A 26846-nucleotide genomic window follows, 5' to 3' on the forward strand; every position below is an offset into this window, starting at 1 on the left:
TGGCTTTCAGGTCGTTTAGCTTTCGATATGGATGCAGTTAATACTTATACCAAATCAGGTTATTAACCCCCAAAAAGTGTATTAGGCGATCGCAGCGCGTGTTATTTTTCGTAAACAGGTTGTGTCGGTTAGTAAACTTCTTGGCATTTGTCGGGAAAAGGGGGAAAGGGACTCATATCATGTCCGGTTAAAGACTTATCATTAAGACGGCAGGGGAGCAGTTCTTGCTGGGGGCAGGGGGAAAGAGGGTTTCCTGGTTTTTGCACAGATGCGGGAATTATAACTAATTAGGCGGACATGATATCATGTTTTAAATCCCTTACTATGAGTCCCTTTCCCCTTTCTCACAGACCTCATAAGCGCATTTTTAGGTTGGCAGACTACTAGCGGTAATCTGCGCAAGTTTCTTTTGCAGCCCTCAATACTGGAGTTTAGACTAAATTCTTTTTCTCAGGCTACAACCCGTGTGTGGTAAGCATTTTAGACTTCGGAATTATATCAAGCCTAGAAATTATCAAAGCTTGTCTGGATAAGGGTTTAGCGGTTTGATGGGTAAAATTAGTCTAAACTCCAGTCAATATTATGTCTGCTTGATTACTTATTAAACTATTGAAATTTTATATAAGGATATCTAAGTTTCCCGGCTTAGATATCCACTAGCAACATAACCTAAATTTAATAGATTGTTAAGTCTATTCTAACTACTATTTTTTGTTTTTAAATGGTTCTTGGGATAGTTATAAATTCATCCTTAAGTTGGATGTCAAAGTTAGATATATATTTTATTCTCATACACTTGGCAAATTTAATTAAGATTTTTGTTGTATAATATAATGCTAATAGTTATTAGATAAATTTTCTGATTTTTATCTGAAGCTTTTATATTGGAACTAACTTCTCAAGCTGATTAGCGATCGCAACCATAAATATCAGCTATGTGTAGGTGCGTTAACACAGTGTAACGCACCCTAATTTTTAAGAGAAGTTAGTAATATTAGACTTTTCTAAACTTGCTACTAATCTCACTCCAAATTCTTCTTCAAACACTCCTTTTTTATAATCTAAGCTCCAAAGTTCTAAAGCACAATCATCATCTGATTGAGATGGAAAAATTAGCAGATTGACCTGCTTCAGTTGTGGATAATACTCACATTGCACTTGAGCAACTGCACCAATTTGTCGTCTATCTAATGCTACTGCCAATCTTAAAATCGCACTTAATTGACTAACAATTTGTCGTTGTTGTTTGGTCAGCAAATTTTGGTAGTTTTCATGTTTTTTCTTGGGCGGCGATTTGCGATGATAACGCGCTAAATTGGCAATAATTTCAATCTCGGTTTCTGTATAACCAAGTAATTCACCATTGCGAATTAAATAGTAAGAGTGCTTGTGGTGAGACGAATGGCTGATATAATGACCGCAATTGTGTAATATTGCAGCTGCCCACAGCATTTGTCGTTCATCAGTTCCCCAATGATGTAGAGTACCTTGAGTTTGGTCAAATAAACTCTCGGCAAATTTTGCCACGCGATCGCTGTATTCTAAATTGATATGGTATTTATCTGCGAGTTTGAGGATATTCCGTTCCCGAATTGAACTTTGATAGCGCAGCTTATCTTCAATTAAACCGTGGGTTAACATCCAGTCTACAATTACGCCTTCCCTCAGAGAACGCTCACAAACTGTTACCGATTCACTACCCAAAAGGGTCATTGCTTCCTGTAATATGACTGCACCAGCGAGGATAACTTCAGGGCGCTTCTCTGGCATACCAGGAATTTCAGCCCTTTCGGAATTACTCAGTTTGCGCAAGCGATTTACCAACTCTTGCAAGTCTTGAAGACTAAATTGGTAGCCATTGAGAGTGGAAGGAATAACACCCGACTTTTCCCGTGCATGAATCATCGCCAGGGTTTCAATTGTGCCCGCCGTACCCACCAAACGCGGAGATTCCCCAGACTCTAGGTTTGCTAAGATTTCTTCTACAGAACGTTCCAACATTCCGCGTGCATAAGCTTGCAGATATTGGAACTCAGTGGTGCTGATGGGGTCAGTAGTGATTAACTCGCTAGTGAGTCGCACTGCACCAACTTTAGTACTGGTGAGAATGCGGGCTTGGTGACTATCGCCTAAAATTAATTCTGTGGAACCACCGCCAATATCAATAATCATGTGGGGCTGGTTGTTAAATTCCATCCCCGACAGCACGCCAAGATAAATTCGCCGCGCTTCTTCTTGACCAGAAATCAAGTTAACGCTTAAACCCAACTCCGTTTCTATTGTGTGCAAAAAAGCTTTACCATTGGGGGCTTCTCGCACAGCACTAGTTGCCACAGCGATGATTGTTTCAGCGTTGATAGTTTTGGCAACTTCTTGAAAGCGTCCTAAAGCAGCGATCGCCTTTTCAATTATCTCTGGCTTGAGTTCTCCAGTGGTAAGATTGCGATCGCCAAGCCTTACGGTTTCCTTTTCTTTAGCAATAATGCTGAAAGCTGGTAGTGTAGGGTCAATCTTGACTACTACCATGTGTAGAGAATTTGTTCCCAGGTCAATGGCAGCAATAATCCGATGTTGCTTAGATGGTTGAGTTGGAATACTCTCCCAGCTAGAAACTAAATTCAGCATCTAGTTTTCTCTCTTTATTAAGAAATGATGTCAAACGGTGATACGTCGGGGTAGCTAGCACTGATATTTATGACAACACACTTGCTCAGACTGAGTGCTGTTAGCGGTAGCAGGGCGTTGAGCCAGTGCTGAATATTGAGTAAATTAAAAAATACTCAGCATTCCCAACTCAGATCGATCGAGGGTAACTGAGCTATGTATATTCACCCTACTATTTATAACCGCAGTGACTATTTAAAGATATTTAAAGTTGCCACTTTGGGTTATGTTTTTACAAATAACAAATAACGTTATTCTATAGATGTAAAGAAGTGTGAATTAAAAAATAGGGCATAGGGAATAGGGAATGGGGCATAGGGAATAGGGCATAGGGAATAGGGAATAAGGAATAGGAGTAAAAAAGCAAGGGGAGAAATAACTAATCCCCAATGCCCAATGCCCAATGCCCAATGCCCAATGCCCAATGCCCAATGCCCCATCAATCAATCCTATGCTAACGACACCAGAACGCCCCCAGTCACCAATTTGGCTTGTAATTATCCGGCTTTTACGCTGGCATAAACCAGAAGGGCGGTTAATTTTAATGATTCCTGCCCTTTGGGCTGTGTTTTTGGCAGCTTCAGGAAAACCGCCTTTACCTCTGGTTGGTGTGATTATATTGGGTACTCTGGCCACGAGTGCGGCTGGGTGTGTTGTCAACGATTTGTGGGATCGGAATATCGATCCAGAAGTGGAGAGAACACGCGATCGCCCCCTTGCTTCTCGCGCCTTATCTGTGAAAGTTGGAATTATAGTTGCGATCGTCTCGCTAGCATGTGCAGCAGTCTTGGCCTTTTATCTTAACCCCTTGAGTTTCTGGTTATGCGTGGCAGCAGTGCCTGTAATTTTGCTTTATCCAGGTGCAAAGCGGGTGTTTCCCGTACCGCAACTGGTGCTTTCCATCGCTTGGGGTTTTGGGGTTTTGATTAGTTGGAGTGCGGTAACGCAAAGCATTTCTCAACCAACTTGGTTGCTTTGGGGCGCAACTGTATTGTGGACATTGGGATTTGATACAGTTTACGCCATGAGCGACAAGGAAGACGATCGCCGCATTGGTGTTAATTCTAGCGCCCTTTTTTTTGGTAATTATGCCCCTCTCGCTATTGGAATTTTCTTTGCTGGCACAATCTTGTTGTTGTCTTGGTTAGGCGTAGTTATACATCTGCACTTAGCTTTCTGGATTAGCCTTGCAGTTGCTACTATCGGATGGGTTTGGCAGTCTCTGCGATTAAGAGAGCGATACTTACCTAATTCTGCTTATGGTGAAATGTTCCGGCAAAATGTGTGGATTGGTTTTATTTTACTTGCTGGGATGATTGCTGGATCTTTATAAGAATTCAGGAGGCATTTTGAAGTAATTTTTCTAAAGCTAGATAGCTTTTCGCAGGAATCACACTTGGCATCACACAAATTAAGTTAATGCGAGTTGCCTTGAAGTGTATACTAACGCTTTACGATAGTAACGCAAAGCGATAGTATTGTGATTGTTAGTTTTAAATCTGAAGAGACAAAGCTTATCTTTGACGGCTTTACATCTTCTCAGTATCCGCCCAATATCTAAAAAACTGCTTTCCGAAAACTGCTCATCCTTGAGGCTGCAACGTCAATTAGCGATTTGTGCTCTCCACCTGGTAATCGTTTAGAAAAGTTAGTTGGCGACAGGAAAGGGCAGTACAGCATTCGTATTAACGATCAATGGCGAATTTGCTTTGTTTGGACGGATGAGAATAATGCTTTGGAAGTTGAAATAGTAGATTACCACTAATGCAAATCAATAATTATGAATAACACCCGTCTGCCAAATATTCACCCTGGGGAAATCCTACAACTAGAATTTTTAGAGCCACTAAATATTACCCCTCATCGATTAAGCAAAGATATAGGTGTAGCTCAGACACGAATTAGTGAAATTTTATCTGGAAAACGCAGTATTACAGCAGATACAGCGTTGTGTTTATCTCGCTATTTTGGTAGTAGCGCTCAGTTTTGGTTGAATTTACAAACGCAATACGATATACGTCAAGCTCTTGAAGAAAATGCAGAAGTTTACAATCAAATACCTAAACTTCCGTTTAATGATGTAGCCTGAGTTTGTCAAGCAAAATTTTAAATCTTCTAGGGTGCGTCATTTGAGGGAGAATGGAAAATTTTATGGTTATAAAACTTGTATTTTGCTTGGATTTTTAAAATTATACACTAGAAAATATAAGTTACATTATAGCCCCCTCCTCGCTTGCAACGAGTGCGTTGGAGGTGGGATTCTTACTGATTATGCGTTGAAAATTTCCCATGCTATTTGATGCGTTTAAAAATCGTAAATCTCCTAAAATCGAATTCAGCAAAACTAAGCCAAGCTGGCGCGTAGCGTGGGGAAAAGTTGATCCAAATTATGAAGATATAGCTTGGCGAGATGAAAAAATTTCTGTAATTTTACCACGCACAACTTCGGAATTGCCGACAGAAAAATTAGCAATCAGTTCTAGAGGACGATTTGTTGCTGTTGGTGATGTTTGGTTAACTAACCGAGTGCAATTGCTGCAAAAGTTGGGAATTGAACCGGATAGCTTTCAAGGAAGTTCTCTGCAACTGGTAGCCAATCTTTGGGAACGATGGGGTAATGAAAGTCTTAGCCAACTTGTGGGGATGTTTGCGTTGGTGGTTTGGGATAGAGAGAAACAGGTGTTGAGATTGGTTCGCGATCGTATCGGTGTGCGTACTCTCTATTACACTACTACTGGTTCAGTTCGTTGGATTGCGCCTCAACTGAGAACTTTAGCACCTCATCGTTCATCCGATTTAGATTTGGTGGCATTGCGCGATTATCTTTGTTGTGCTTTTGTTCCTGGCGAAAGAACCCTTTGGGAACAGGTGCGAGAACTGCGACCTGGAACCGTTTTAGAATTTCCTGACTACAAAGTTACAGCTTATTGGCAGCTTCAAGAACAGATTATAGCAAGCGATCGACCCTTAGCATGGCATGGCGATCGCTTGCGAGAACTTCTAGAGCAAGTTGTTCAAGAATATTTACCACCAGCTAATGAACCCGTTGGCGTTTTTCTTTCTGGTGGTTTGGATTCTAGCAGTATCACTGCTTTAGTAGCAAAATTCCACAAAGCACCAGTCCACACCTTCTCGATTCATTTTGGTTCGGAATGTCCCAATGAGTTAGAATTTTCCAGTCTCGTTGCATCCCATTGTCAGACACAGCACCACATTTTAGAAATTACTTTTAAGGATATGTGGTCGCGTTTGCCGGAAACAATGGCTTATTTAGATGACCCCATTGGCGACCCATTAACTGTTCCCAACTTGTTGCTGGGACGACTGGCGAGAGAAAGCGTAGAAGTAGTTTTAAATGGTGAAGGTGGCGACCCTTGTTTTGGCGGCCCAAAAAATCAGCCGATGCTAATTAATAGTTTATATGGCTCCGTCACCAATCAAGATGCATTGCAAGCTTATTTAATTTCCTTTCAAAAGTGTGCTGTTGACTTACCGCAACTTTTAAAACCAGAAGTTTGGACAGCAGTACAAACAGCGCCTTGGGTTTTTGCAGAAGATTTATATTCCCAAGCTAGCTATCTGAATCGGTTGATGGCAATGAATATTAAATTTAAAGGCGCTGACCAAATTTTGACGAAAGTCAGTAACTTGACTCAAGCTGCTCTTTTGCAAGGTCGTTCTCCTCTGTTTGACCAACGAATAGTAGAGTTAAGCATGGAGATACCTCCAGAGTATAAGCTTTCGGGAGTGGAAGAAAAAGCAGTTTTAAAGCAAGCGATTACCTACGGTGCGTCTTTGGCGATCGCAGATATCTTACCAGACACAATTATTCATCGTCCCAAAAGTGGGATGATGGTACCAGTGCAGCTAGGATTTCGGAAATATTGGCAGCAAGAAGCCAGAGATTTATTGCTCAATCGAAATGCAGCTATCACTCCTTACTTAAACCAGATGCCAATTCGTAATTGGTTAAACTATCAAGGAGATACTTGGAGCCGATATGGAGTAAAGCTGTGGTTGCTTGCTAGTCTAGAAATTTGGTTACAAGTAAATCAAAAAGCGCAGTAGTGAAAGCAACAAAAAGATACGTCATAACTCAATAGAGTTATGCCTTCGCTATCAGTGCTGGGTAATAAGTGAAAAGAAATACTCAACACTGATGGAAATTTGAAATCTTAACTCATCCCCTGGCTTTTCATAAAAAGCTGTAGGGAAATCGAAGTCATTAGACTTATTGCAAAAGTCGGGGTTAAAGGGGAAAAAAACTCAAAATCCTTTCCCTTTAACCTTTTCCCTAAGAGTGCAAAAATATATTTTTGCAAGAGGTCTATTAGTATCAATGACAAATGACCAAAGACAAACGACTCTTGTTATATGAATATTTCCTGACTTATGTCAGCATTTTTTGTTTTAAAAACCACTGAAAAAACGCATTTTCAAGTGATTGCCGATTTTCTTTTAATTTATTTTTGATTATTTACTGAGCTAATCTCCGTTTGCGGTGTACTCTCAATATACGGTAACTACCAATACTTCTCGGTTAAGGGGAAAAAAGAAAGGGGAAAGGGGAAAGAAAAAACCTTTAATCCAAACCCAGTAACCTTTTGCCAAAGCCCGATTCCGAATTAAAAATGCACAAACTGAGAAGTATTGCGGTAACTAACACACTCAACCTTTGAGATCGATTACACCCAGAGGTGAATAGCATGAACAATTATCCTCAACAACAGGAATTTATTTTAAGTCAAATTACAAATAAATATTTTCAGCGCCGAGATTTCAGTGGATGTGACTTGAGGGGAATCGACCTGAAAGGAATTGATTTAAGTGGTATTAATTTAATTGGAGCTGATTTGCGTGATGCAAATTTGTCTGGCTGTGTTCTGACTCGTGCTAATTTAAGTGGCGCAAATTTGATCCAAGCTAGCTTACGCGAAGCTAATTTGTATGAAGCGTCTTTATGTGAAGCCAATTTGACTAATGCTGATTTAACACGAGCAAATTTGTGCGGAACATTCTTATGGCGAGTAAAATTCATAGGTAGTAATCTTTGGGGTGCTTCTTTATGTGATGTAGATTTGAGAGAAGCAGACTTAAGTGAAGCCAAATTAATTGAAGCATCGCTGATTGAAGCTAACTTAAGTTTTGCAAATCTCACACGAGCCAAGCTATGTGGAGCAAAATTACTAGAAGCTAATTTGACTGAGGCTAACTTAACTAGTGCAGACTTGACATGGGCAAATTTAACTAAAGCAAACTTGAGCAATGCAAACCTTTGGAAGACAAATTTGATTTATGCGAAGTTACGAGATACTATTATGCCTGATGGTACAATTGAGCAACCTCAGATAGTTATTTCTTAGCTAGAAGTAGCTCTGCCAAAGTGAAATAATCTTGTGATTTTGTTTCCATGCAGAGTATGGAAACGAGATGCAGCATAATTCAGAATTCAAAAGTCAGAATAAGTAAACTTGAAACCCAGTACTTCTCGGTTATAGAAGTTCTCGCTTGGATGCAGTACAGTTTTGACCTCACTTCCATTCCTCTCTCCTAAAAGGCTACCGTGTACACACATCTTGGTAATGAAGCCCAAACCCTGGATTTACCCCCCTTAGTCCCCCCTTGTCAAGGGGGGAAATATCCGGTTCTCCCCCAATGCATCGGGGGAGTTAGAGGAGGTGAGGAGGACTTGTGTGTACACCGTAGCTCCTAAAAGGAGAGAGGCTTTGAATCTTACTCCCCAACGCTAGAAGGGAAGGGGCTGTTCTTGTTAGGTCTGTATTCCATGCTATTGAGAACCGCTATAAGGGGAAGAGGAAAGGGAAAGAAAAAACCTTATAACCTTTACCCTTTTCCCAAAACCCAATTCTGAATTAAAAATGCACAAAGCGAGAAGTCTTGAAGCCTTAGTTAATACAGTTTAAGGATTCATTATAAATATTCCTCATATGATAAGTAATCCTTAAGCTGTAGTTAATACGACTTCTTTTGTGATTATGAATGCTCAAGCTGTAGTTAACACAGCTTCTTCTGTAGTTAGCAATGCTCAAGCTGTAGTTAACACAGCTTCTTCTGTAGTTAGCAATGCTCAAATTGTAATTAAAATTAGATATAGCTGTTCCCATTCTAATGCGGTACACATTATACCGAGGGGTGTAGGGCACGGCACTGCCCATTGGTGTCAATTTAAGAATGATAAAGCCCAAATTTGTTGTTCAAGCGTAGAACCTTAAAGTTCACTCGCTGACTAACAAGAAATAAACACAGGAGAAAATCATGGCTAATTCATTATTCAACCTGCTGAACCTCGCTTCTTTGAATGGCACTAATGGCTTTATAATTAACGGCATTGCAGAATATGACCAGTTAGGCTTTTCAGTCAGCAATGCGGGAGACATCAACAACGATGGCATTGACGACCTGATTATTGGCGCATCGGCTTCCAGACCCAACGGCAACAATCGTATTGGGCAAAGCTATGTGGTGTTTGGAAGGACGAATCTGGGCAGTGGCGGTAGCCTCAACCTCTCTGATTTGAATGGCACTAATGGCTTTTTGATTAAGGGCATTGCACAATCTGACCAATCAAGCTATTCAGTCAGCAATGCGGGGGACATCAACAACGATGGCATTGACGACCTGATTATTGGCGCGGGATATACCGACCCTAACGGCAACTCTTATACTGGGCAAAGCTATGTGGTGTTTGGAAGGACGAATCTGGGCAGTGGCGGCAGCCTCAATCTCTCTTCTCTGGATGGCACTAATGGCTTTTTGATTAACGGCATTGCAGTAGGTGACAACTCGGAGGGCATCTCAATCAGGAATGCAGGGGACATCAACAACGATGGCATTGACGACCTGATTATTGGCGCACCGGCTGCCAAACCCAACGGCATCCGTAATGCTGGGCAAAGCTATGTGGTGTTTGGGGAAAGGAATCTGGGCAGTGGTGGTATCTTCAACCTCGCCTTCTTAAATGGCAATAATGGCTTTATAATTAACGGCATTGCAGCAAATGACTTTTCAGGCAAGTCAGTCAGCAATGCGGGGGACATCAACAACGATGGCATTGACGACCTGATTATTGGGGCACCTTATGCCAATCCCAACGGCATCCGTAATGCTGGGCAAAGCTATGTGGTGTTTGGGGGGACAAATATTGCGACTAGCAACACTTCTCCCAACCTGACTGGAACTGCCGATGCAGATAACTTATTTGGCACACCTAGCAACAACATCATTAATGGGTTAACTGGTGACGACACCATAAAAGGCAATGGCGGTGAAGATAAATTTTTGTTTCGCCTTGGCGATGGCGATGACACTATCGCCGATTTTGGTGGCATTGGTAAAAACACAACCCCAACATCGGCGGCGATCGCCAATGTTGACACCTTACAATTTAAAGGTTCGGGTTTAACTGCCCAAAATCTGCAATTAACTCAAAATGGTAACAATTTAGAAGTGACTTTTGAAAAAGTGGCTTTTACCAAAGTCACTTTGCAAAACTTTAAACTAGAAAACCTGGATAATCTCCCAGAAAGCGGTTCACAACCTGCACTTGGCAATATCCTATTTGATGGGCAAACCAACATCGCCGACAGCTTTGATGTGTTCGATGCTAACTCCACTCAAACTTCGCTATTCAACAAGAACACGGTGACTTTCCTCAATGACCTTAACAATAACATCACAGGTTTTGACAACTCTGCTGATGTGGTTAATGGTCAGGGGGGTGACGACATCATCGACGGTAAAAATGGCAATGACATACTCAGAGGTGGTGCGGGCAATGATACCCTTGTCGGTGGTGCAGGCAATGATACCCTTGTCGGTAGTGCGGGTGCTGACCCTTTCTTCAACCTCTCTGACTTGAATGGCACGAATGGCTTTATAATTAACGGCATTGCGGCACGTGACTCTTCAGGCTATTTAGTCAGCAATGCAGGGGACATCAACAACGATGGCATTGACGACCTGATTATTGGGGCACCTAGTGTCTCCCCCTACGACAAAGATTCTGTTTGGCAAAGCTATGTAGTGTTTGGGGGGACAAATCTGGCTAGTGGCGGCACCTTCAACCTCTCTGATTTGAATGGCACTAATGGCTTTTTGATTAACGGCGTAGAAGAAGGTGTATTCTTAAACGGCTCAGTCAGCAATGCGGGGGATATCAACAACGATGGCATCGACGACCTGATTATTTGGGGACCAAGTGCCAATTCGGATGGCAAATCTTATCTTGGGCAAACCTATGTGGTGTTTGGGGGGACGAATCTGGGCAGTAACGGCAGCCTCAACCTCTCTTCTCTGGATGGTACTAATGGCTTTTTCATTAACGGCATTACAGGAGCTGACTTCTCAGGCGAGTCAGTAAGCAATGCGGGGGACATCAACAACGATGGCATTGACGACCTGATTATTGGAGCAATTGGTACCTCACCCAACGGCAAATATGAAGCTGGGCAAAGCTATGTAGTGTTTGGGGGAACGAATCTGGGCAGTGGCGGTACCCTCAACGTCTCTTCCCTAAATGGCACTAACAGCTTCGCGATTAACGGTGTTGTAGAAGATGGCCACTTAGGCTACTCAGTTAGCAATGCAGGGGACATCAACAACGATGGCATTGACGACCTGATTATTGGGTCACGAAAGTTCTACCCTGAAAGTTATAATTATGATGCTGGAACAGGTTTTAGTAACAAGAGTGATTTTCAAATCATTTCTAATGGGGAAACTAGCACAGCGAAAATTATCTACGACGCTGTGAATGGACAGTTATTTTACAACCAAAATGGCAGTGCGGCTGGTTTTGGTAGTGATGGTCTATTTGCAAATCTGATTGGTGCGCCAACTCTGAGTGCATCAAATTTTGTTGTGCAAGTTTAAATGCTATTTTCAGGTAAACATAACGTGAGTTCAACAAGCCCTTTTTTGACCTCTCCTCCCTTTTTCCGTGGGAGATGGCGGTTTGTTAAAAAAATTGACTTTGACAAAGGATTTCAGCCTTAAGCCAAGCGTATTGCTTTAAATATGGCAAAGATAGCCGCGAATATGAGATGGCTGGTGGAGTTCGCAAAAGTGAACGTATCCGTAAAAGCAGAGCAACTCGCTTGAAAACTATTGCACAAAAAGCATCTAGCCAAGGCACTCAACCCTTGTAGATGTGTAAACAATACAGTTTGGATAGCCAGGAGCAGGGGAGCAGGGGAGAAGTTGCACTAAGTCTTTCCCCTGTGCTCCTCTGCCCCTCTGCCCCTCTGCCTCTTGTGCCCAATGCCCAATGCCCAATGTCTAAAATTCGCGTTGTGAAAAGATCAAAATAGCGATCGCTAACAACATGGCACTATAAAGTAAGCCATAACCAGCATTCATAATCAGTGCAGTAGTGTCAGGTAGTGCTTGCAGACCATAAACGGCATCATTTTTCAAATCTAATCGAGATAAATCTGGTAAGAAAAGAAACAAAGCTTGAGTTAGACGTTCCATACCAGGGTTACGGCTCAGACGACCAAGTTGTACTAAATCTTGAGTAATATTTCCGATTAAATATACCGCAAAGGTTAAAACAGTCGCTAGCAGAGAAGCAGTAAAAACACCAAAGGTAATAGCCACGGCAGTAATTAATGACAACTGCAAAAATAAGAAAATTCCAGCAATTAGAATGCTTGCCGTAGGATGAGGAATATTACCAATTTGCAGAAATACCAGATAAATTACTGTCATCGTGGCAACAAGTACAGCTAGAACTGCGGATAAACCCAAGTATTTGCCGACGATAATTTCGCTGCGACTAACGGGTTTGGCAATTAATACTAAAATAGTGCGTTTTTCAATTTCTTTATTAATTAGTCCCGTACCAATAAATATCGTAATAATTAACCCGATGGCATTCATCGCTGCCATCCCAAAGTCTAAAAACATTTTATCTTCAGCCGTAGCTGCAAATTCAGGAAGGACGCGGAAGGCAGTGGCAAGTACTAGCGCATAAAAACCAATAATATATAAGATGCGATCGCGTACCACTTCCTGAAACACATTCTTTGCCAATACAAAAATTCTGTTAATAGTCATTTGTCATTTGTCATTGGTCATTTGTCATTGGTCATTGGTCATTGGTCATTTGTCATTTGTCAGAAATTATTATTCTCCCCTCTGCTTCCCCTGCTCCTCTGCCTCCCCTGCCTCCCCTGCTCCTCTGCTTCCCCTGCTCCTCTGCCTCCCCTGCCTCCCTTGCCCCTCTGCCCCACTCGTCACTGCTGCGGAGGTGGTGAACCAGAAATTAATTTACTGGCGCGATCGCATTCGATTTCTGCAACTGTAATCTTATTCTCGGAATTATTGGTTGCTGCAACTGGTTCAATGCGACAAGATTTTTTTAAGTAATAGCCCCGTGGGTTAGAACTCGGGCCTATCCAAATACTTAATAAATCTAATATATATCCAGACTTAGTATTAGCTACACGTGGTTCAACGCGCCATAGTTCCTTCTCTTCATATTTACTCAGGTTCTTTTTAATAATTTCCCTGCCCAGATTTCCTACCCGCTGTTTTGCATCTAGCAACCATTTTTCTACTTCTGACCAAGGTCTTTGGGCTATTTGCTCTACTACTATTGGTTGAAGTTTCTGGAGAATGATAACGCCGTTCTTGGGAATTTTTACTAATTCTTCTGTTCTAGGAACAAAGGTACTATGTTTAAAAGTATCTGCCTGCAAACTGGGATATTGTCGTAACCAATTATCCGTCACAAAGTGAAACTGAATCCAGCAACTTAGCAACATACTACTAGCAACTAAAATTATGATTCTTTGGCGATCTTGTGGTTTAGGAATGCGAGCTTTTGCATCGGTATCATTTCCTTCGATAAACTCTGGTATTGCCGTAATTAGTGCTGAAATTGTCGGCCAAAAAACGATTGTTCTGGGTGTAATTATATCTCGTTGATCTCCAAATGCAAAAACACTCACTAAGAATCCAGTGATTACTGCCCCGACTGGCATAAAAGTACCAGGAACCCTCAAAGGATCTTCAGTTGTATACCAAGCTGTGCCGGCAATTAAAAATAACCAACCGAAAAAGGCAATTACATCTTTGATATAACCTGTGGCACAATATGAAAGTATCCAAGAAAAAATACTCAAATAAATAAATGTCTGCCAAGAATAAGCTTTAGGTGGAATTAATATTTTTCTAATTCCCGCATAAAGCCCTTCAACAAATTTAAAAGCCCCAAAGGCATCTTTTAGTAGCGTATTCATATTCCTCCTTACACCTGATTAATCAATATTTTTTCTCTGAATTAAACAAGTAATTTCTTGCTATTTTGAACGAAATAATAAAATAATAGTTATTGCAGTATAGCTTAGAGAGTTTGCTATTAGTATAGTTGTAACTAAATTAGTATTTTGGAAATTCAGGGTGGTAAAACGACGCCGTTGCAAGCGTTGGGATGTTTTAGGTTCCTCTTCATTGGGAGCAAATGATTCATTTAATGAGAATAACAAGACCCTTAAAATGAAAAACTTCATCAAAAACGTAGTAAAAAAAATTATACAAGCAGTTAAAATAATTAAAGGCTGTGTGTTCGGTGATTTAAAATTATTAAAAAACATATAGTTAATTAATTCTGATTTTATTTGTATTGGCAACATTGGTTCTGATACAAAAAATATGAACCAACCAATTACGCTAGAAAACAGATTGATAGAAATTGCATAAAAAGTACTGGTTTTTTTGTCAAATTTTAGTCGAGAATGCAAAACATAAGCTTCGATGGGGATAGCAATCAGTACAAATAAAAAGTCAAACAGAAATCCACCAATGGGAAAAACCCTGGGAAGCATCCAATTGTCAAGCATAAATGTTTAGGGGTAAGGGTTAACTGTAGTGAGTATAACTGGGATAGTAAGGGTGATGGGGGAAATTATCCCATTGTTCTTGTCCTTTACTATGCGAGTGTGCCAGTATTCCTCTATTAGACTTCTTCCAGAAGTGGGGAAAAGGGTAAGGGGTAAGGGGTAAAGGGTAAAGGTATGGAATTATTCCTTCCCCTTTAACCTTTCCCCAACCGGAAAGCAAAAGTAACTTTTGCTTTCCGGTCTATTGATATTGTTAATAGAGCGAACTAACCCTTGTACAAAGGCGTTAGAGGGGCAGTTTCTCTACCTGAGAGTACAAGAGGTTAGGTAAGATTAAAGACTGCCATAGTTATAGCTTTTCCAGAGATGACAAGGAACGGTATTGGGATTCGGACGGCGCAAGTGCGTCAAGAACGGCTTATTGGTCAAATTCACGTTTACGATGGTCTGGGTAAAGGTAAATCTCAAGCGGCTTTGGGAGTGGTTTTGCGCTCCATTGGCTTGGGAATAAATACGCCTAGCAATTCTAATCGTGTTCTACTGCTGCGGTTTTTAAAAGGGCCAGAACGTGATTATGACGAAGATGGCGCGATCGCAGCTTTACAACGCGGGTTTCCCCATTTAATTGACCAGGTTCGCACTGGGAGAGCGGAATTTTTTGGACATGAGGAAATTACCACTTTTGACCGAGATGAAGCAATGCGAGGTTGGGATGTCGCCAAAGGTGCGATCGCTAGTGGTTTATATTCAGTTGTCGTCTTAGATGAAATTAACCCAGTTCTGGATTTGGGTTTGCTACCAGTGGATGAAGTGGTAAAGACATTAAAATCCAAACCCCAAGAGTTGGAAATCATCGCCACTGGACGCGCCGCACCGCAAAAATTGCTCGATATTGCAGATTTGCACTCAGAAATGAAACCTCATCACCACCCAACAGCCAAAGCTCTCTTCCTGGAAGGGATTGAAATTTATACTGGTGCTGGTAAAGGTAAGTCTACTAGTGCTTTGGGCAAAGCTTTGCAGGCAATTGGTAGAGGAATTAATCATCCAGGGTCTACCCGTGTATTGATTATGCAGTGGCTTAAAGGTGGTAGCGGCTATACAGAAGACGCCGCGATCGCCGCTTTGCAGCAGTCATATCCAGAAGTAGTGGATCATCAGCGTTGCGGTGGAGATGCGATCGTCTGGCGAAATTCCCGACAAGAATTAGATTATGTAGAAGCCGAACGAGGTTGGGAAATTGCAAAAGTTGCGATCGCCTCTGGATTGTATAAAACTATTATTCTCGATGAACTCAATCCCACCGTTGACTTAGAATTACTCCCCGTTGAACCCATTGTCCAAGCTTTACTCCGCAAACCCCGCGATACCGAAATTATTATCACTGGCCGTTGCCAAAATCCACCCGCATATTTCGACTTGGCTAGCGTCCACTCAGAGGTTTATTGCCACAAACACTATGCTAATCAAGGCGTAGAACTTAAACGAGGGGTAGATTTTTAAATGGGGCATGGGGCATTGGGCATTGGGCATGGGGCATTGGGCAGATAACTGAATGTTGGCAGATTAGCGGGAATTTGTACTTTCGGGTAGTAGAACATTTTGCACAAAGCGATCGCGTCCTGCTGCCTTTGCTTCATACAACGCCCGATCCGCTGCGGCAATCATTTCTTCTAAGTCAGAATCTGGCTGAGGAATTTCTGTCGTAAACCCAACACTAATAGTTACATGAGAACTAACTTGGGAATTTTGATGGGGAATTGCTAGCGCTCGGACAGCATGACAAATTTGGTCGGCAACATGAATCGCCCCCTTAGTGTCTGTGTTCGGTAAAATCACAGCAAATTCTTCCCCACCATAACGGGCAACTAAATCTCCGGGACGTTTAATAATATCTTTGATGGCTTGAGCAATTTTTTGAAGACAGCGATCGCCTACCCGATGACCATAGGTATCATTATATAATTTGAAAAAATCAACATCGCAAAGAATCAGAGAAAGCGGACGTTGCTCGCGTTTTAGACGCTGCCACTCTTGGGAAAAATACTCTTCAAACCGTCGGCGATTGGCTACTTGAGTTAATCCATCGATAGTAACTAATCGCTGCAATTCCAGATTCATGGTTTCTAGTTTTTGCTGTAACTGAGATTGCTGAATCAAGCGTTTTACCCGTTGTCGCAAAACTGGCCAGTGAATCGGTTTGGTAACAAAATCCATTGCTCCCACTGCAAATGCACGGTCAACTGACTCTTGATCTTCCAGTCCTGTAATCATTAAAACTGGAGTATGCTTGTTACAATCCAGAAGTTCCAACTGAGTGCAACACTCGAATCCATCCATATCCGGCATTATGGCATCAAGGAGTACTATATCAGGGTGCAATTGGTTAAAAAGATTTATTGCCTCTATGCCATTTTGAGCTTCCACTATTTGATAGCCTTCCCGCTCTAAGAAATGCCGCAGTATCATGCGAATAAAAGGTTCATCATCAACAATTAAAACTAAAGATTGGCTTTCTTGAGTAGTGGCTTTCATGGTGCTTCCTTCGCGAGTTCTTTTTCTAAGGCAGTTTTAACTTGTTCATATTCCTGATACAGTAGTGAAAGTAATTCTAAATTGTTTTCTAAGTTACTGCTGCGTGCTTGTACTTCTAACACCTTGCAAAGGTGTGCCAAAGCGATCGCTCCAATAGAAGCACTGCTGGACTTGAGTTTGTGTGCTGTCTGCCATATAGTCTGGATATCCTGAGTTGCGATCGCTGTGCTGATATGTTGCACTAGTCTGGCTGTCTCTGTAAGATAACACTCAATTAGTTCAGCAAATGCCACACGATCTCCTCTAAGCATAAGCTGCAAGGATTGCAGGATTTTGGCATCAATTTTGGTACTTTTTAATATTTGGTTTTGCCCTGACTGTAAGATATTTGACGAAGGTTGCAATTCTAGACCCATTACTTCCCCTTGTTGTTCGATGGAAGTGAATTCAAAATTTCTTTGGGGTGAACATTTGCTGAGTGCCTGAGCTAACTCTTGTAGTTGAATGGGTTTGCTAATGTAGTCATCCATACCAGCAGCAAGACAAAGTTGGCGATCGCCCCGCATGGCATTGGCAGTTATGGCGATGATATAAGGACGAAAACCCACCTCCCATTCTTGACAGATTTTTCGAGTTGCTTCTAACCCATCCATTTTGGGCATATGAACATCCATCAACACTACGTCAAATCGCTGTTTTTGCAGAGTTGCGATCGCTTCTAGCCCATTGCTGACGACCTCAGCGCCATAACCTATTTTCTGTAGCATCAATAGAGCAACTTTCTGATTAATAACCGTGTCCTCTGCCAGAAGAATTCGCAGTGGCAGTCGATGACCCAAATGCCGATCTACCAAGGGAAAATGAGAAATACTGCCGATCCTCGGCTGATTTCCCAAAACACGAGTCATAACATCGTAGAGTTGAGAGTGTTTGATGGGTTTACTCAAAGCAGCAGCAAACTGGACATCATTAAAATCAGAAAAAGTTTCTACTTTCGCTAAACAGGTCATAATTACCAAAGGCAGATTTTGACAACCAGATTGCTTGCGGATTTGACGAGCTAGAGTTATGCCATCCATTTCCGGCATCTGCATATCTAAAATAGCTATATCAAACTGTGTTCCCTGAGCAAGTTTAACTAAAGCTTCTTTTCCAGATTTGGCAGCATAAGTTTCCATCTTCCAAGACTCAGCTTGCAAGCTAAGAATTTGGCGATTGGTTAAATTATCATCCACAATCAATAGTCGCTTGGATGCAAGCAGGGTTGAAGTGCTTAATTCAGCTTGTTCTGATTGAGCAGCCACTTTGGTAATAATGGTGAAGTAAAATGTTGAACCTGGTGAAGAGTCAGGAAATGATAATAATTTTCTCTTATCCCATCTAGGGCTAGAATTACCACCAACAAACCCCTGGCTTTCTACCCAAAGAGTGCCGCCCATCATCTTACTGAGCCGCTTACTAATCGCCAATCCTAGCCCTGTGCCACCGTATCGTCGAGTCATGGAGACATCAGCCTGAGTGAAAGGTTGAAATAATCGCTCTATTTTCTCTGGTGCGATACCAATACCTGTATCTTTGATTGCAAATTGAATTTCGTAGAGAAGTTGCTCTTTTTCAACAGGTATTGGGGATTGGGCATAAGAGGCAGAGGGGCAGAGGGGCATAGGGGCAGAAGGGAAAGACTTACTGGTACTTCTTCTTTTCTGCTCCCCTGCTCGCCAGTCCCCAATCCCCAGCTCAACAGAGAGTAATACTTCTCCGATTTCGGTAAACTTGATCGCATTATTGAGAAGATTCATCAACACTTGGCGCAGACGAGTCAAATCACCGACGATCTCAATGGGAACTTGGGGCTGGATCAGATAAACTAGTTCGATATCCTTTTGGGCAGCTTTCGGAGCTAAAAAGGAAATAGCCTCCTCCACACAAGCTCTCAAATTAAAAGGCTGTTCTTCTAATTCCAGTTTGCCCGATTCAATTTTGGAGAAATCTAGTATATCGTTGATGATGGTGAGTAAAGTATCTCCGCTACTGTGAACTATTTCCAGAAAGTCTTGCTGTTGAGGTGTAAGGTGAGTATCCAGCAATAGGCCTGTCATGGCAATAACAGCATTCATTGGAGTCCGAATTTCATGGCTCATCATTGCCAAAAACTCACTTTTGGCCCGATTTGCAGCTTCTGCTTGACGTTTTGCCTGCTCCAAGGCAAAGTTTTTCAAGGTAAGTTCTTCACGTTGGCGTGTTTCTTGTTCCAGTAAGTGAGCTTGTGCTAGAGCAATACCTAGTTGAGCCGCCACAGCTTCTAGTAATTCGATTTCGTCTTGTGTCCATTGGCGAAAATAGCTGCACTGATGTAAACCGATCGCTCCATTGGGTTCTCCTTGATAGGAAGTGCGGATTGACAGCATAGACTTCAGCCCAATTTCTCGACAGATAGGCTGAACCATTTCCAGTAAAGGCTCAACGTAGACATTTGGAGAAGCGATCGCACTTTCTTGGGTCATCATCTGCTCGACATGGGGATTGTTAGTCATAGGAACTTCCAATTTCAATATGGAGCAGTAACCAGGGAGTGTATTATATTCTGCTACTAGGGGAATTTGCGGTGTGGGGTTACAAATGTAAGAGTGGATCAGACAGCGATCGGCAGCAAATGTTTGTCCAATTTGGGTAGCAGCTGTCTCAAAAATTTTTTTGGTATCAAGACTTTGACGAATTTCCTGAGTAATTTTTTCAAGTAGTAAGGTGCGATGTAATTGCCTTTGCAGTGCCTCTTTAGCTCGTTTGTTTTCAGTAATGTCATGATTGATGCCAACAGTGGCAACAGTTTCCCCCTGTTCATCCTGTAAAGCGACTACGGTTGTTTCGCAAATTCCCTCACTGCCATCTTTGCGAATAAAGTGTATTTCCCCTGACCAGCGTCCTTGCTGGTTGACTGTTGACAAAATTTCGGCGCTTAATGTTGCGGCTACTTCCGGCTGATGCAAAATACTGGGATGTTGAGCTAAAATCTCGGCTTTGGTATAGCCAAACATACCTTCAGCAGCAGGATTCCAGTCAATAATACTTCCGGTTAAATCTGTGATAATTACGCCATCATGCATATTTTCAAAGGTGAGAGCTTGCCGACGTAGATTGGCTTCGGCTTGCTTGCGTAAGCAAAGCTCTTTGTAGACATCGCTAATATCTCTCTGAATGCCAATGAAGTGGCTTAACTCACCATTGTCATCATGAATCGGAGAAATACTCAATTCATTCCAAAACAAAGTATCATCTTTGCGATAGTTGCGGAGAACAACTTTGCAACTTCTTCCAGCTTGAATAGATGAGCGCAATTCATTAAGTGCTGGTTGCTGGGTATCTGTGCGTTGCAAAAATCGACAGTTTTGCCCAATTACATCAGTAACACTGTAGCCTGTTATTTGCTCAAAGGCAGGGTTAACGTAAATAATGGGATTGTAGGCGATTTTGGCATCGGCAATCATAATTCCATTACTGGTAGCGGCAAGTGCCCTCTCCCTCAGCCTCAAGGTTTCTTCAACCAGCTTTAAATCAGTAATGTCAAACATAAATCCCCTCAGCCCGATTGCAGTTCCGGCTTCCTCAACGACACTAACAATGTCTCGCAGCCAAACAACTCGCCCATCAGCAGCTAACATCCGATATTCCAATTCGTGATTTTCGCACCTAGCAGCTGCTTCTTGACAAAAACGAACAGACTTTTCCTTGTCATCTGGATGCAGATGATTAACCCAAAAATTTTCCTCGTACCACTCTGCGATCGGATAATTTAGCAAGTCTACCGCTTGTGGCCCAACATAAATAAATCGCCAAGTTTTCAAGTCCAATTCCCAAGGGATGACTTTGACAGTTTCCACCAACTGTCGCAAACGATTTTCACTGGCGATCAGGGCAATTTCTACCTGTTTCTGTTCAAAAATCCTGTGAGTTAACTCCTGATTGATTGCTGTTATTTGTTGATTTCTTACTTTCATTGCCAAGGCAAAATAAATTGATAATGTTAGCGTGACAATAACTAATAACCCTGCAATCAATTCTACTTGTGTTGATAATCCCGGATTTTGGATTAAAAGTCTCTGCCAGAGTAGGAATACAGAGATTGAGAAGAAAATCCCCAGCAACAGGGCAAGTAATTCTTGTTGACGAAAAAATCTCACAGCTTTGAACCAGTTATATAGGTGCTGTTTTTCCACTTATTAACTCTCTAGAATTTTCAGGGCTTATTGCACTAACTTTTACTTTTAAGTAATCTAAAATATCAGTAGCAAGGGGGGATTTACGGAATTTATTTTTAGTTAATATATCAATATGTTTATGTATTTTACGAAAAGTTTAATCATTTCTAATTATAATTACACTTGTTTTGATACCAATTATTTTATTTATGAATACGCATAGTAAAAAATCCCACCACCTGCGGCACATCTCCTTGGTAAGGTTGGCAGGGGCCAAAACAATGTGCAGCTTCACCGAAAATTAGTATGAGAACTGCTAATTTTCAGTAGTACAGCCTGACGTTAATTGAGATGGTAGAAGGTACTAGAAACCAAAAGATCCCCAACTTCTTGAAGTAAGTCGGGGATCTAAGCCTCTTGCTGGAAAGCAAATTAAATATAGTGGTTCGCGCAAATTTTAAGTAGACTACGCCTGCGATCGCAACAAAAGGGTAATGAAAATTCAAAACCAGATTGTAGAGACGCGATTTATCGCGTCTTGATTTATCGTGTCTTGAAAGACCAATAACCCTTAAGCCAAGCATATTGGACTAAAAACAAGGGTTAATGCCATTCGCTTGTACTTTAAATTGCAGCTTCTTGGCGTTGACAATCAAAAACAACCATGTAGGAAGCATCTGGTATTTCTTGAGGAAGGTGTCGCATATAGCCATCGGCATCAGAACGGCTGCGGAAGCGAGCAACAATCTCCCGTTGCGTATTAGGAAGTTGACGAGCGATCGCCCAAGAATTGAGGCGTTCTTTATACGCAAGAGTTTGATTGTCTGATTGGGAAGTTTTGTTATCCGTATTTTCTGGCATAATTATGTTAACCGTATGAAGTTTAATGAAGGGCGTTAATTAGTTTCTAGGTAGGAATGCACCAACGCTTTTTTTAATGCTGCTGCCACCTTGTTATTCGATTATTAATAAATTGTCAACACTGAAGCCTATATTTTAGACCAATCAAGTTCAAATTTTCAGGTGGCAATGACTCTCAAAGCCTTAAGTTGCAATTGTTTCCAGGACACAACAATGTTCTAGCAGAAAGTTTGAGAATTATTAGGTTTGCATTATTTGTATGTATACACATAAGTAAAGTCCGCATCAGTGCTAAAACAAACATTAATGTCTGAAAAAATACTATTTAAAAGCTGAAGAGAAAATGAATAATATACATAGAATTAATCAGCACGTACACACTCTTAATTTTTCCATAGTGTGATTAGTAAAGCTACATTGCAGGCATTTACATTTTTTATAGTTAGTTGAGAATAATTAAATTTTCAGAGTTTATTGAAATATTCAAAAATGAATTTTCCTTCAGCTTTTGACTAGAGTTTTAGGGACAAAGCATAGTGCAATTGTTGAAATTGACAATTCTTGACTAATTGTCACAAAATAGTTAAAATCTTTTCGACGAAATTATGGTTATCGATAATGAAAACACCATTTTTAACATCAATAATTCAAAAAATAGCAGAGGAAATAGAAGCAGTAGTTTTAATAGACCCAGAATGCACTTTTATGGGATTGATTACATTTAAAAACGGCAATAAAACCTTTTTTCGTAATACCAGGTTTAGTATTAATTCTTTTGGCTCAGTGGCAATTGCTAAAGACAAAGCAGTTTCAAACTTTTTTTTGAATAAATTTGGCTATAAGGTTACTGAAGGAAAAACGTTTTTTAGTGACGAATTATGCGAAGAGATAGCTAATTCTAGAAATATAGATGCAGGATTTTATTATGCTCAGGAGTTGGGATTTCCTGTAATTGTCAAGCCGATCAATCTTAGCCAAGGAATGTTTGTTACCAAGGTTTACAATAAACAAGAATATTACCAAGTAGCTAAAAAAATCTTGCAAAAAATCTCAGGATTTATTGTTGAGCGATTCTATAGTGGCAATGATTATAGAATCGTAGTACTTGATGATGAAGTAATTTCGGCATATCAAAGAATTCCTTTATCGATCGTCGGAGATGGTCAATCTACTGTTTTGCAACTTATGCAACAGAAGCAGGAAACTTTTATCAAAAATGGTAGACAAGAAATTATAGATTTTGAAGATTACAGAATCCAAAAAAACTTGCGAAGACAGAAGCTAAATTTTAGTAATGTTATACCTAAGAATAATATAGTTTATCTTTTAGATAATGCAAATTTATCAACTGGAGGTGAGGCAATAGATTTCACTGATAATATCCATCCTGATTTTAAAAAATTAGCAGTAAATATTACAAAAGATATGGAGTTGAGATTATCAGGTGTGGATATTCTTGCTAGTGATATAACCTCACCAATGGAAGATTATACAATTATTGAAGTAAATGGCGCTCCTAGCTTAACTCACTATGCGTCATTTGGTGAAGTTCAGACAAAAAGAGTCGAAAATTTATATCTCCAAGTTCTCAAAATACTTGAGAACGAGAATAACAGAGTAAATAATTGATTTTGACTGGAGGCAAAGCAGAGGTTGCTCCCCTCCTGAATTATTTTTCAATTCTAACGATTTCTTCACCACTCCTTATTTAGCAGGGATTCAAATTCAGCTTGTAAGGCGGTTATATCCGCCAACCTTGTGACTAGTAAATTATCCTTACCAGCATCATTTAAACGCACTTTCCAATAACGAATACTGTCTGAGTTATTCAACCAAAACTGAATCACGGTATCTACCACTTGATCCAAATTCCAATCCCACTTTGCTGGAACTGATTCTACCGATTCTAAAAATGTATCTAGCGTACACGTATGCATTCCCAAGTATTCCACACCTTGGTGGGGTGGTTTTTGCTCGTTTTGCTGTTGCTGATTAAAAAACTGCAAAAGTGGAGATATTCCTACAATATCAAAAGTGTATTTCATGCCACTACTCCCAATTTTATATTACTGACAGGAAATATTTAGTTTTTTCTATTTCTAAAATAATATCTGGAAAGGAACTAAAGCATCTACAAAAAGTGTAGTTTTGGTCTATATCATAGGCGTTAAACTTCAACTATAAATTAGCACTTACAAGCATTGAGTGCTAATATTTATTTGAGAGTTTGATTGATTACTAAAAAGTTTCAGGCATTAATTAAAGGATGCATATATTTTTAATAATTATTTAATTAGTTATGTTACGACTTGTAAAGCCTCGATCCTCCCTAACTCACCTTTTGAGGGCTGGTGATTACCAATAAAGCGGCTGTGTAATGAAATCAGTAAGCCAACACATAACGTGGATGCGATCGCGTCTGTCAAGCAAACCGCCTTTCTGGAGCGATCGCACCCAAAATGCAGATAGGATCGAGTCAAAGAAATATAAACCCAAATTAAATTGGCAGTCAGTTCTAAAAGTGTCACTTACTAGACTGGCCTTTTGATTGAAGCAGTGATACTATCTAATTGTGTGAGGAGCAAGTTAAAAATAAAAAGCGCCTGGGGTGGAAACACGGCAACACTCCCAGGCGCTTTTTAATTGGTACACAGAAAAAAGTCTTTGCAGATTTCCCCAAACCGGATTGCTATACATCGGATGTAGCAATAGCCCAATCAAAATCTAAAATTCCTTAAGCCGCACCAAATTCAGATTGTAAGGCTTCATCGTTATTATCAGCGATCGTTGCCACAATGGTAATTAGCCGAGACACTTCGCCAGGAGATAACTCTGCTAAGGTGCGTGTCGATATTACAACCACTCGGTTTTCAATAATACCGAAACGCGCTTCAAAAGTACTAGAGCAGTTCAACTCCAAAAGATACCGCATCAACTTAGGTTCATCTTTGGCAGGTAAATTTAGCACCGCAGACCAAACCGTTATTGTGTCTTCATCGGTTGTGCCGTTGAGTTGGACAAATACTTCCACGCTTCCATACTTAAACTTCCAGAGATAACCACCCTCTGGAGTGTGGCTAACCATCGCACTATCATCTTGTTCCAAAGAGTCGATGACATTTTCAATTACCTCAAGATGGTTAATGCTCGTCGTCTCGCCGATTAAAGCATTAACGGATTCGTTATTACTAGTTAGGGTTTCTGGGTAGCTGGTCATACAGATTTTTTCTCAACATACTCGCTCTACACATACTTTATAACTTGTAGAGGTAGTTGTAAGGGCAATCCATGAATTGCCCCTACTGATTGCATGGTTCTTCCCGCTACCATCTGGTACTATTTTGCAAAAATGAGAATAGACTTCCTGGCATTTGTCGGGGCAAAGGGGAAAGGGAAAAGAAACTCAAAATCCTTTCCCTTTAACCTTTTTCTTTTTCCCTAAGAGTGCAAAAATATATTTTTGCAAGAGACTTCATGAGTGGAACTCACAAGGAACAATAAAAATATCTCTTCCCACAGTCCCCAGTCCCTATTTTTAAGGCAGGTCTAATGACGATCGCGCTTAACCTACATCATCATGGGCAAAGCGGTTAAAGAGGAAGTCTAGGGCATAGTTACGCAGTTGGTAATATTGGGGATCTTCCATGATGCGGCTGCGATCGCGCGGACGAGAAAAAGGAATTTCCATAACTTCACCAATTTTCGCGTGGGGGCCATTGGTCATCATTACCAATTTGTCTGCTAAAAATAGTGCCTCGTCGATGTCGTGGGTAATCATCAGCACTGTACAACGGTTATCGCCCCAAATTTTGAGCAATTCTTCTTGTAATTCTTCTTTGGTAATCGCATCCAGCGCCCCAAAAGGTTCATCTAAAATTAAGACTTTTGGACGAATTGCCAAAGCACGGGCGATAGAAACTCTTTGTCTCATCCCGCCGGACATTTGCATTGGTTTCTTTTCCATTGCATCAGCCAGTCCCACCATTGCCAAATGATCGCGGACGATCGCTCTTTTTTCAGCTTGTGGTTTATTGGGATAAACGGCGTTAACAGCTAAGTAGATGTTTTCAAAAGCAGTCCGCCACGGTAGCAAGGCGTAGTTTTGGAAGACAACCATCCTGTCTGGGCCTGGTTTGGTAATGGGTTCTCCTTCGAGTAACACTTGCCCGGAGGTGGGAAAGTTAAAACCGGATACCATATTTAACAGCGTCGATTTGCCACAGCCAGAGTGGCCGATGACGCAAATAAACTCCCCCTGTTCGACGTTGAGGTTAACGCCGTCGAGTACAGTGAAGGGGCCTTTCTTTGTCGGATAAACTTTGGTAACGTCTTTAATTTCTAGGAAAGGTCTGCGACTGGTGCTTGTAGTGGCGAATGGTTTTTCTAGTGTGTTTGTAGCTGTTGAGTTGCGGTTTTGCATGGTATTTGGTATTTGGAGATTAAAAAGCTTAATGTAGGCGATGTGCAAATGAATATTCTGACCTCTCTCTAAATCTCTCTCTTCAAAGGAGAGAGACTTTGAATTTTTCCCCTTCCCTTGTAGGGAAGGGGGTAAGGGGTTAGGTCTTTTGCTGGTTTTTTCAGATGATGTAAAAAGTCAGATCGTTAACGGAGATAAAAGGTGGATTCATCCGGTTCAAATACTCGTTAACGGAGTAAAAAGGTGGATTCATCCAGTTCAAATACTCGTTAACGGAGTAAAAAGGTGGATTCATCCAGTTCAAAT

Annotated in this window: 19 protein-coding genes and 1 pseudogene; 9 read left to right on the top strand and 11 right to left on the bottom strand. The window is 41.0% G+C overall.

Annotated elements, in window-relative coordinates; translation table 11 throughout:
* Nucleotides 1–975: 975 nt before the first annotated feature.
* Complete coding sequence (locus RMZ95_RS10560; protein ID WP_322686737.1) at nucleotides 976–2625, bottom strand: Ppx/GppA phosphatase family protein; 1650 nt, start codon at nucleotides 2623–2625, stop codon at nucleotides 976–978.
* A 490-nt stretch (nucleotides 2626–3115) separates the two neighbouring features.
* Between RMZ95_RS10560 and RMZ95_RS10565 the strand changes: the two genes are divergently transcribed.
* From RMZ95_RS10565 to RMZ95_RS10595, 7 genes and pseudogenes are all read left to right on the top strand, one after another.
* A complete protein-coding gene (locus RMZ95_RS10565; RefSeq protein WP_322686918.1) occupies nucleotides 3116–3997 on the top strand; it encodes a 4-hydroxybenzoate solanesyltransferase in 882 nt (293 codons plus the stop codon).
* 147 nt (nucleotides 3998–4144) lie between these two features.
* A pseudogene (locus RMZ95_RS10570) lies at nucleotides 4145–4429 on the top strand (type II toxin-antitoxin system RelE/ParE family toxin).
* 15 nt (nucleotides 4430–4444) lie between these two features.
* Nucleotides 4445–4753: a HigA family addiction module antitoxin gene (locus tag RMZ95_RS10575; RefSeq protein WP_322686736.1), complete on the top strand. Its 309-nt coding sequence runs from the start codon at nucleotides 4445–4447 to the stop codon at nucleotides 4751–4753.
* 200 nt (nucleotides 4754–4953) lie between these two features.
* Nucleotides 4954–6732 carry an asparagine synthetase B family protein gene (locus RMZ95_RS10580; protein WP_322686735.1) on the top strand — a complete coding sequence of 593 codons (1779 nt, stop codon included), beginning with the start codon at nucleotides 4954–4956 and terminating at the stop codon, nucleotides 6730–6732.
* A gap of 638 nt (nucleotides 6733–7370) precedes the next feature.
* Nucleotides 7371–8027 (top strand): pentapeptide repeat-containing protein, encoded by a 657-nt coding sequence (locus RMZ95_RS10585; protein ID WP_322686734.1) that lies wholly within the window; start codon nucleotides 7371–7373, stop codon nucleotides 8025–8027.
* A gap of 627 nt (nucleotides 8028–8654) precedes the next feature.
* Nucleotides 8655–8897 carry a hypothetical protein gene (locus tag RMZ95_RS10590; protein WP_409882367.1) on the top strand — a complete coding sequence of 81 codons (243 nt, stop codon included), beginning with the start codon at nucleotides 8655–8657 and terminating at the stop codon, nucleotides 8895–8897.
* A 43-nt stretch (nucleotides 8898–8940) separates the two neighbouring features.
* On the top strand, nucleotides 8941–11556 hold the full coding sequence (locus RMZ95_RS10595; RefSeq protein WP_409882369.1) for a hypothetical protein: 2616 nt from the start codon (nucleotides 8941–8943) through the stop codon (nucleotides 11554–11556).
* Nucleotides 11557–11961: 405 nt separating this feature from the next.
* Here the strand turns inward: RMZ95_RS10595 and RMZ95_RS10600 are convergent, their stop codons facing one another.
* From RMZ95_RS10600 to fraC, 3 genes are all read right to left on the bottom strand, one after another.
* Nucleotides 11962–12741, bottom strand: coding sequence for an ABC transporter permease (locus RMZ95_RS10600; RefSeq protein ID WP_322675463.1), 780 nt, complete (start codon nucleotides 12739–12741; stop codon nucleotides 11962–11964).
* Nucleotides 12742–12920: 179 nt separating this feature from the next.
* Nucleotides 12921–13928, bottom strand: coding sequence for a septal junction protein FraD (gene fraD / locus RMZ95_RS10605; protein ID WP_322675464.1), 1008 nt, complete (start codon nucleotides 13926–13928; stop codon nucleotides 12921–12923).
* A 60-nt stretch (nucleotides 13929–13988) separates the two neighbouring features.
* On the bottom strand, nucleotides 13989–14528 hold the full coding sequence (fraC, locus tag RMZ95_RS10610; protein WP_322675465.1) for a filament integrity protein FraC: 540 nt from the start codon (nucleotides 14526–14528) through the stop codon (nucleotides 13989–13991).
* Between the two features lie 366 nt (nucleotides 14529–14894).
* On the opposite strand from fraC, the gene RMZ95_RS10615 reads away from it, so the two are divergent.
* Entirely contained in the window at nucleotides 14895–16031 is a 1137-nt protein-coding gene (locus RMZ95_RS10615) for a cob(I)yrinic acid a,c-diamide adenosyltransferase (protein WP_322675466.1), read from the top strand.
* 63 nt (nucleotides 16032–16094) lie between these two features.
* Here RMZ95_RS10615 and RMZ95_RS10620 read toward each other — a convergent pair whose 3' ends face one another.
* The 3 genes from RMZ95_RS10620 to RMZ95_RS10630 all read right to left on the bottom strand — a co-directional run bounded on the left by RMZ95_RS10620 (nucleotide 16095) and on the right by RMZ95_RS10630 (nucleotide 22120).
* Complete coding sequence (locus RMZ95_RS10620) at nucleotides 16095–17063, bottom strand: PleD family two-component system response regulator (protein WP_322685997.1); 969 nt, start codon at nucleotides 17061–17063, stop codon at nucleotides 16095–16097.
* A complete protein-coding gene (locus RMZ95_RS10625) occupies nucleotides 17060–21277 on the bottom strand; it encodes a PAS domain S-box protein (RefSeq protein WP_322685996.1) in 4218 nt (1405 codons plus the stop codon). The genes RMZ95_RS10620 and RMZ95_RS10625 overlap by 4 nt, the downstream gene beginning before the upstream one ends.
* A gap of 606 nt (nucleotides 21278–21883) precedes the next feature.
* Nucleotides 21884–22120 carry a hypothetical protein gene (locus tag RMZ95_RS10630; RefSeq protein WP_322675469.1) on the bottom strand — a complete coding sequence of 79 codons (237 nt, stop codon included), beginning with the start codon at nucleotides 22118–22120 and terminating at the stop codon, nucleotides 21884–21886.
* Between the two features lie 618 nt (nucleotides 22121–22738).
* Here RMZ95_RS10630 and RMZ95_RS10635 point away from each other — a divergent pair.
* A complete protein-coding gene (locus tag RMZ95_RS10635; RefSeq protein ID WP_322675470.1) occupies nucleotides 22739–23749 on the top strand; it encodes a cyanophycin synthetase in 1011 nt (336 codons plus the stop codon).
* Nucleotides 23750–23814: 65 nt separating this feature from the next.
* Here RMZ95_RS10635 and RMZ95_RS10640 read toward each other — a convergent pair whose 3' ends face one another.
* The 4 genes from RMZ95_RS10640 to RMZ95_RS10655 form a co-directional block, all read right to left on the bottom strand.
* Nucleotides 23815–24165, bottom strand: a complete 351-nt coding sequence (locus RMZ95_RS10640) for a hypothetical protein (RefSeq protein ID WP_322675471.1) — start codon at nucleotides 24163–24165, stop codon at nucleotides 23815–23817.
* 252 nt (nucleotides 24166–24417) lie between these two features.
* A complete protein-coding gene (locus RMZ95_RS10645) occupies nucleotides 24418–24648 on the bottom strand; it encodes a hypothetical protein (RefSeq protein ID WP_322685995.1) in 231 nt (76 codons plus the stop codon).
* Nucleotides 24649–24854: 206 nt separating this feature from the next.
* Entirely contained in the window at nucleotides 24855–25337 is a 483-nt protein-coding gene (locus RMZ95_RS10650) for a YbjN domain-containing protein (RefSeq protein ID WP_322675472.1), read from the bottom strand.
* A gap of 345 nt (nucleotides 25338–25682) precedes the next feature.
* Complete coding sequence (locus RMZ95_RS10655) at nucleotides 25683–26540, bottom strand: nitrate ABC transporter ATP-binding protein (RefSeq protein WP_322675473.1); 858 nt, start codon at nucleotides 26538–26540, stop codon at nucleotides 25683–25685.
* Nucleotides 26541–26846: the final 306 nt, after the last annotated feature.

The organism is Nostoc sp. DedQUE07, assembly GCF_034530975.2.
GTDB lineage: Bacteria > Cyanobacteriota > Cyanobacteriia > Cyanobacteriales > Nostocaceae > Nostoc.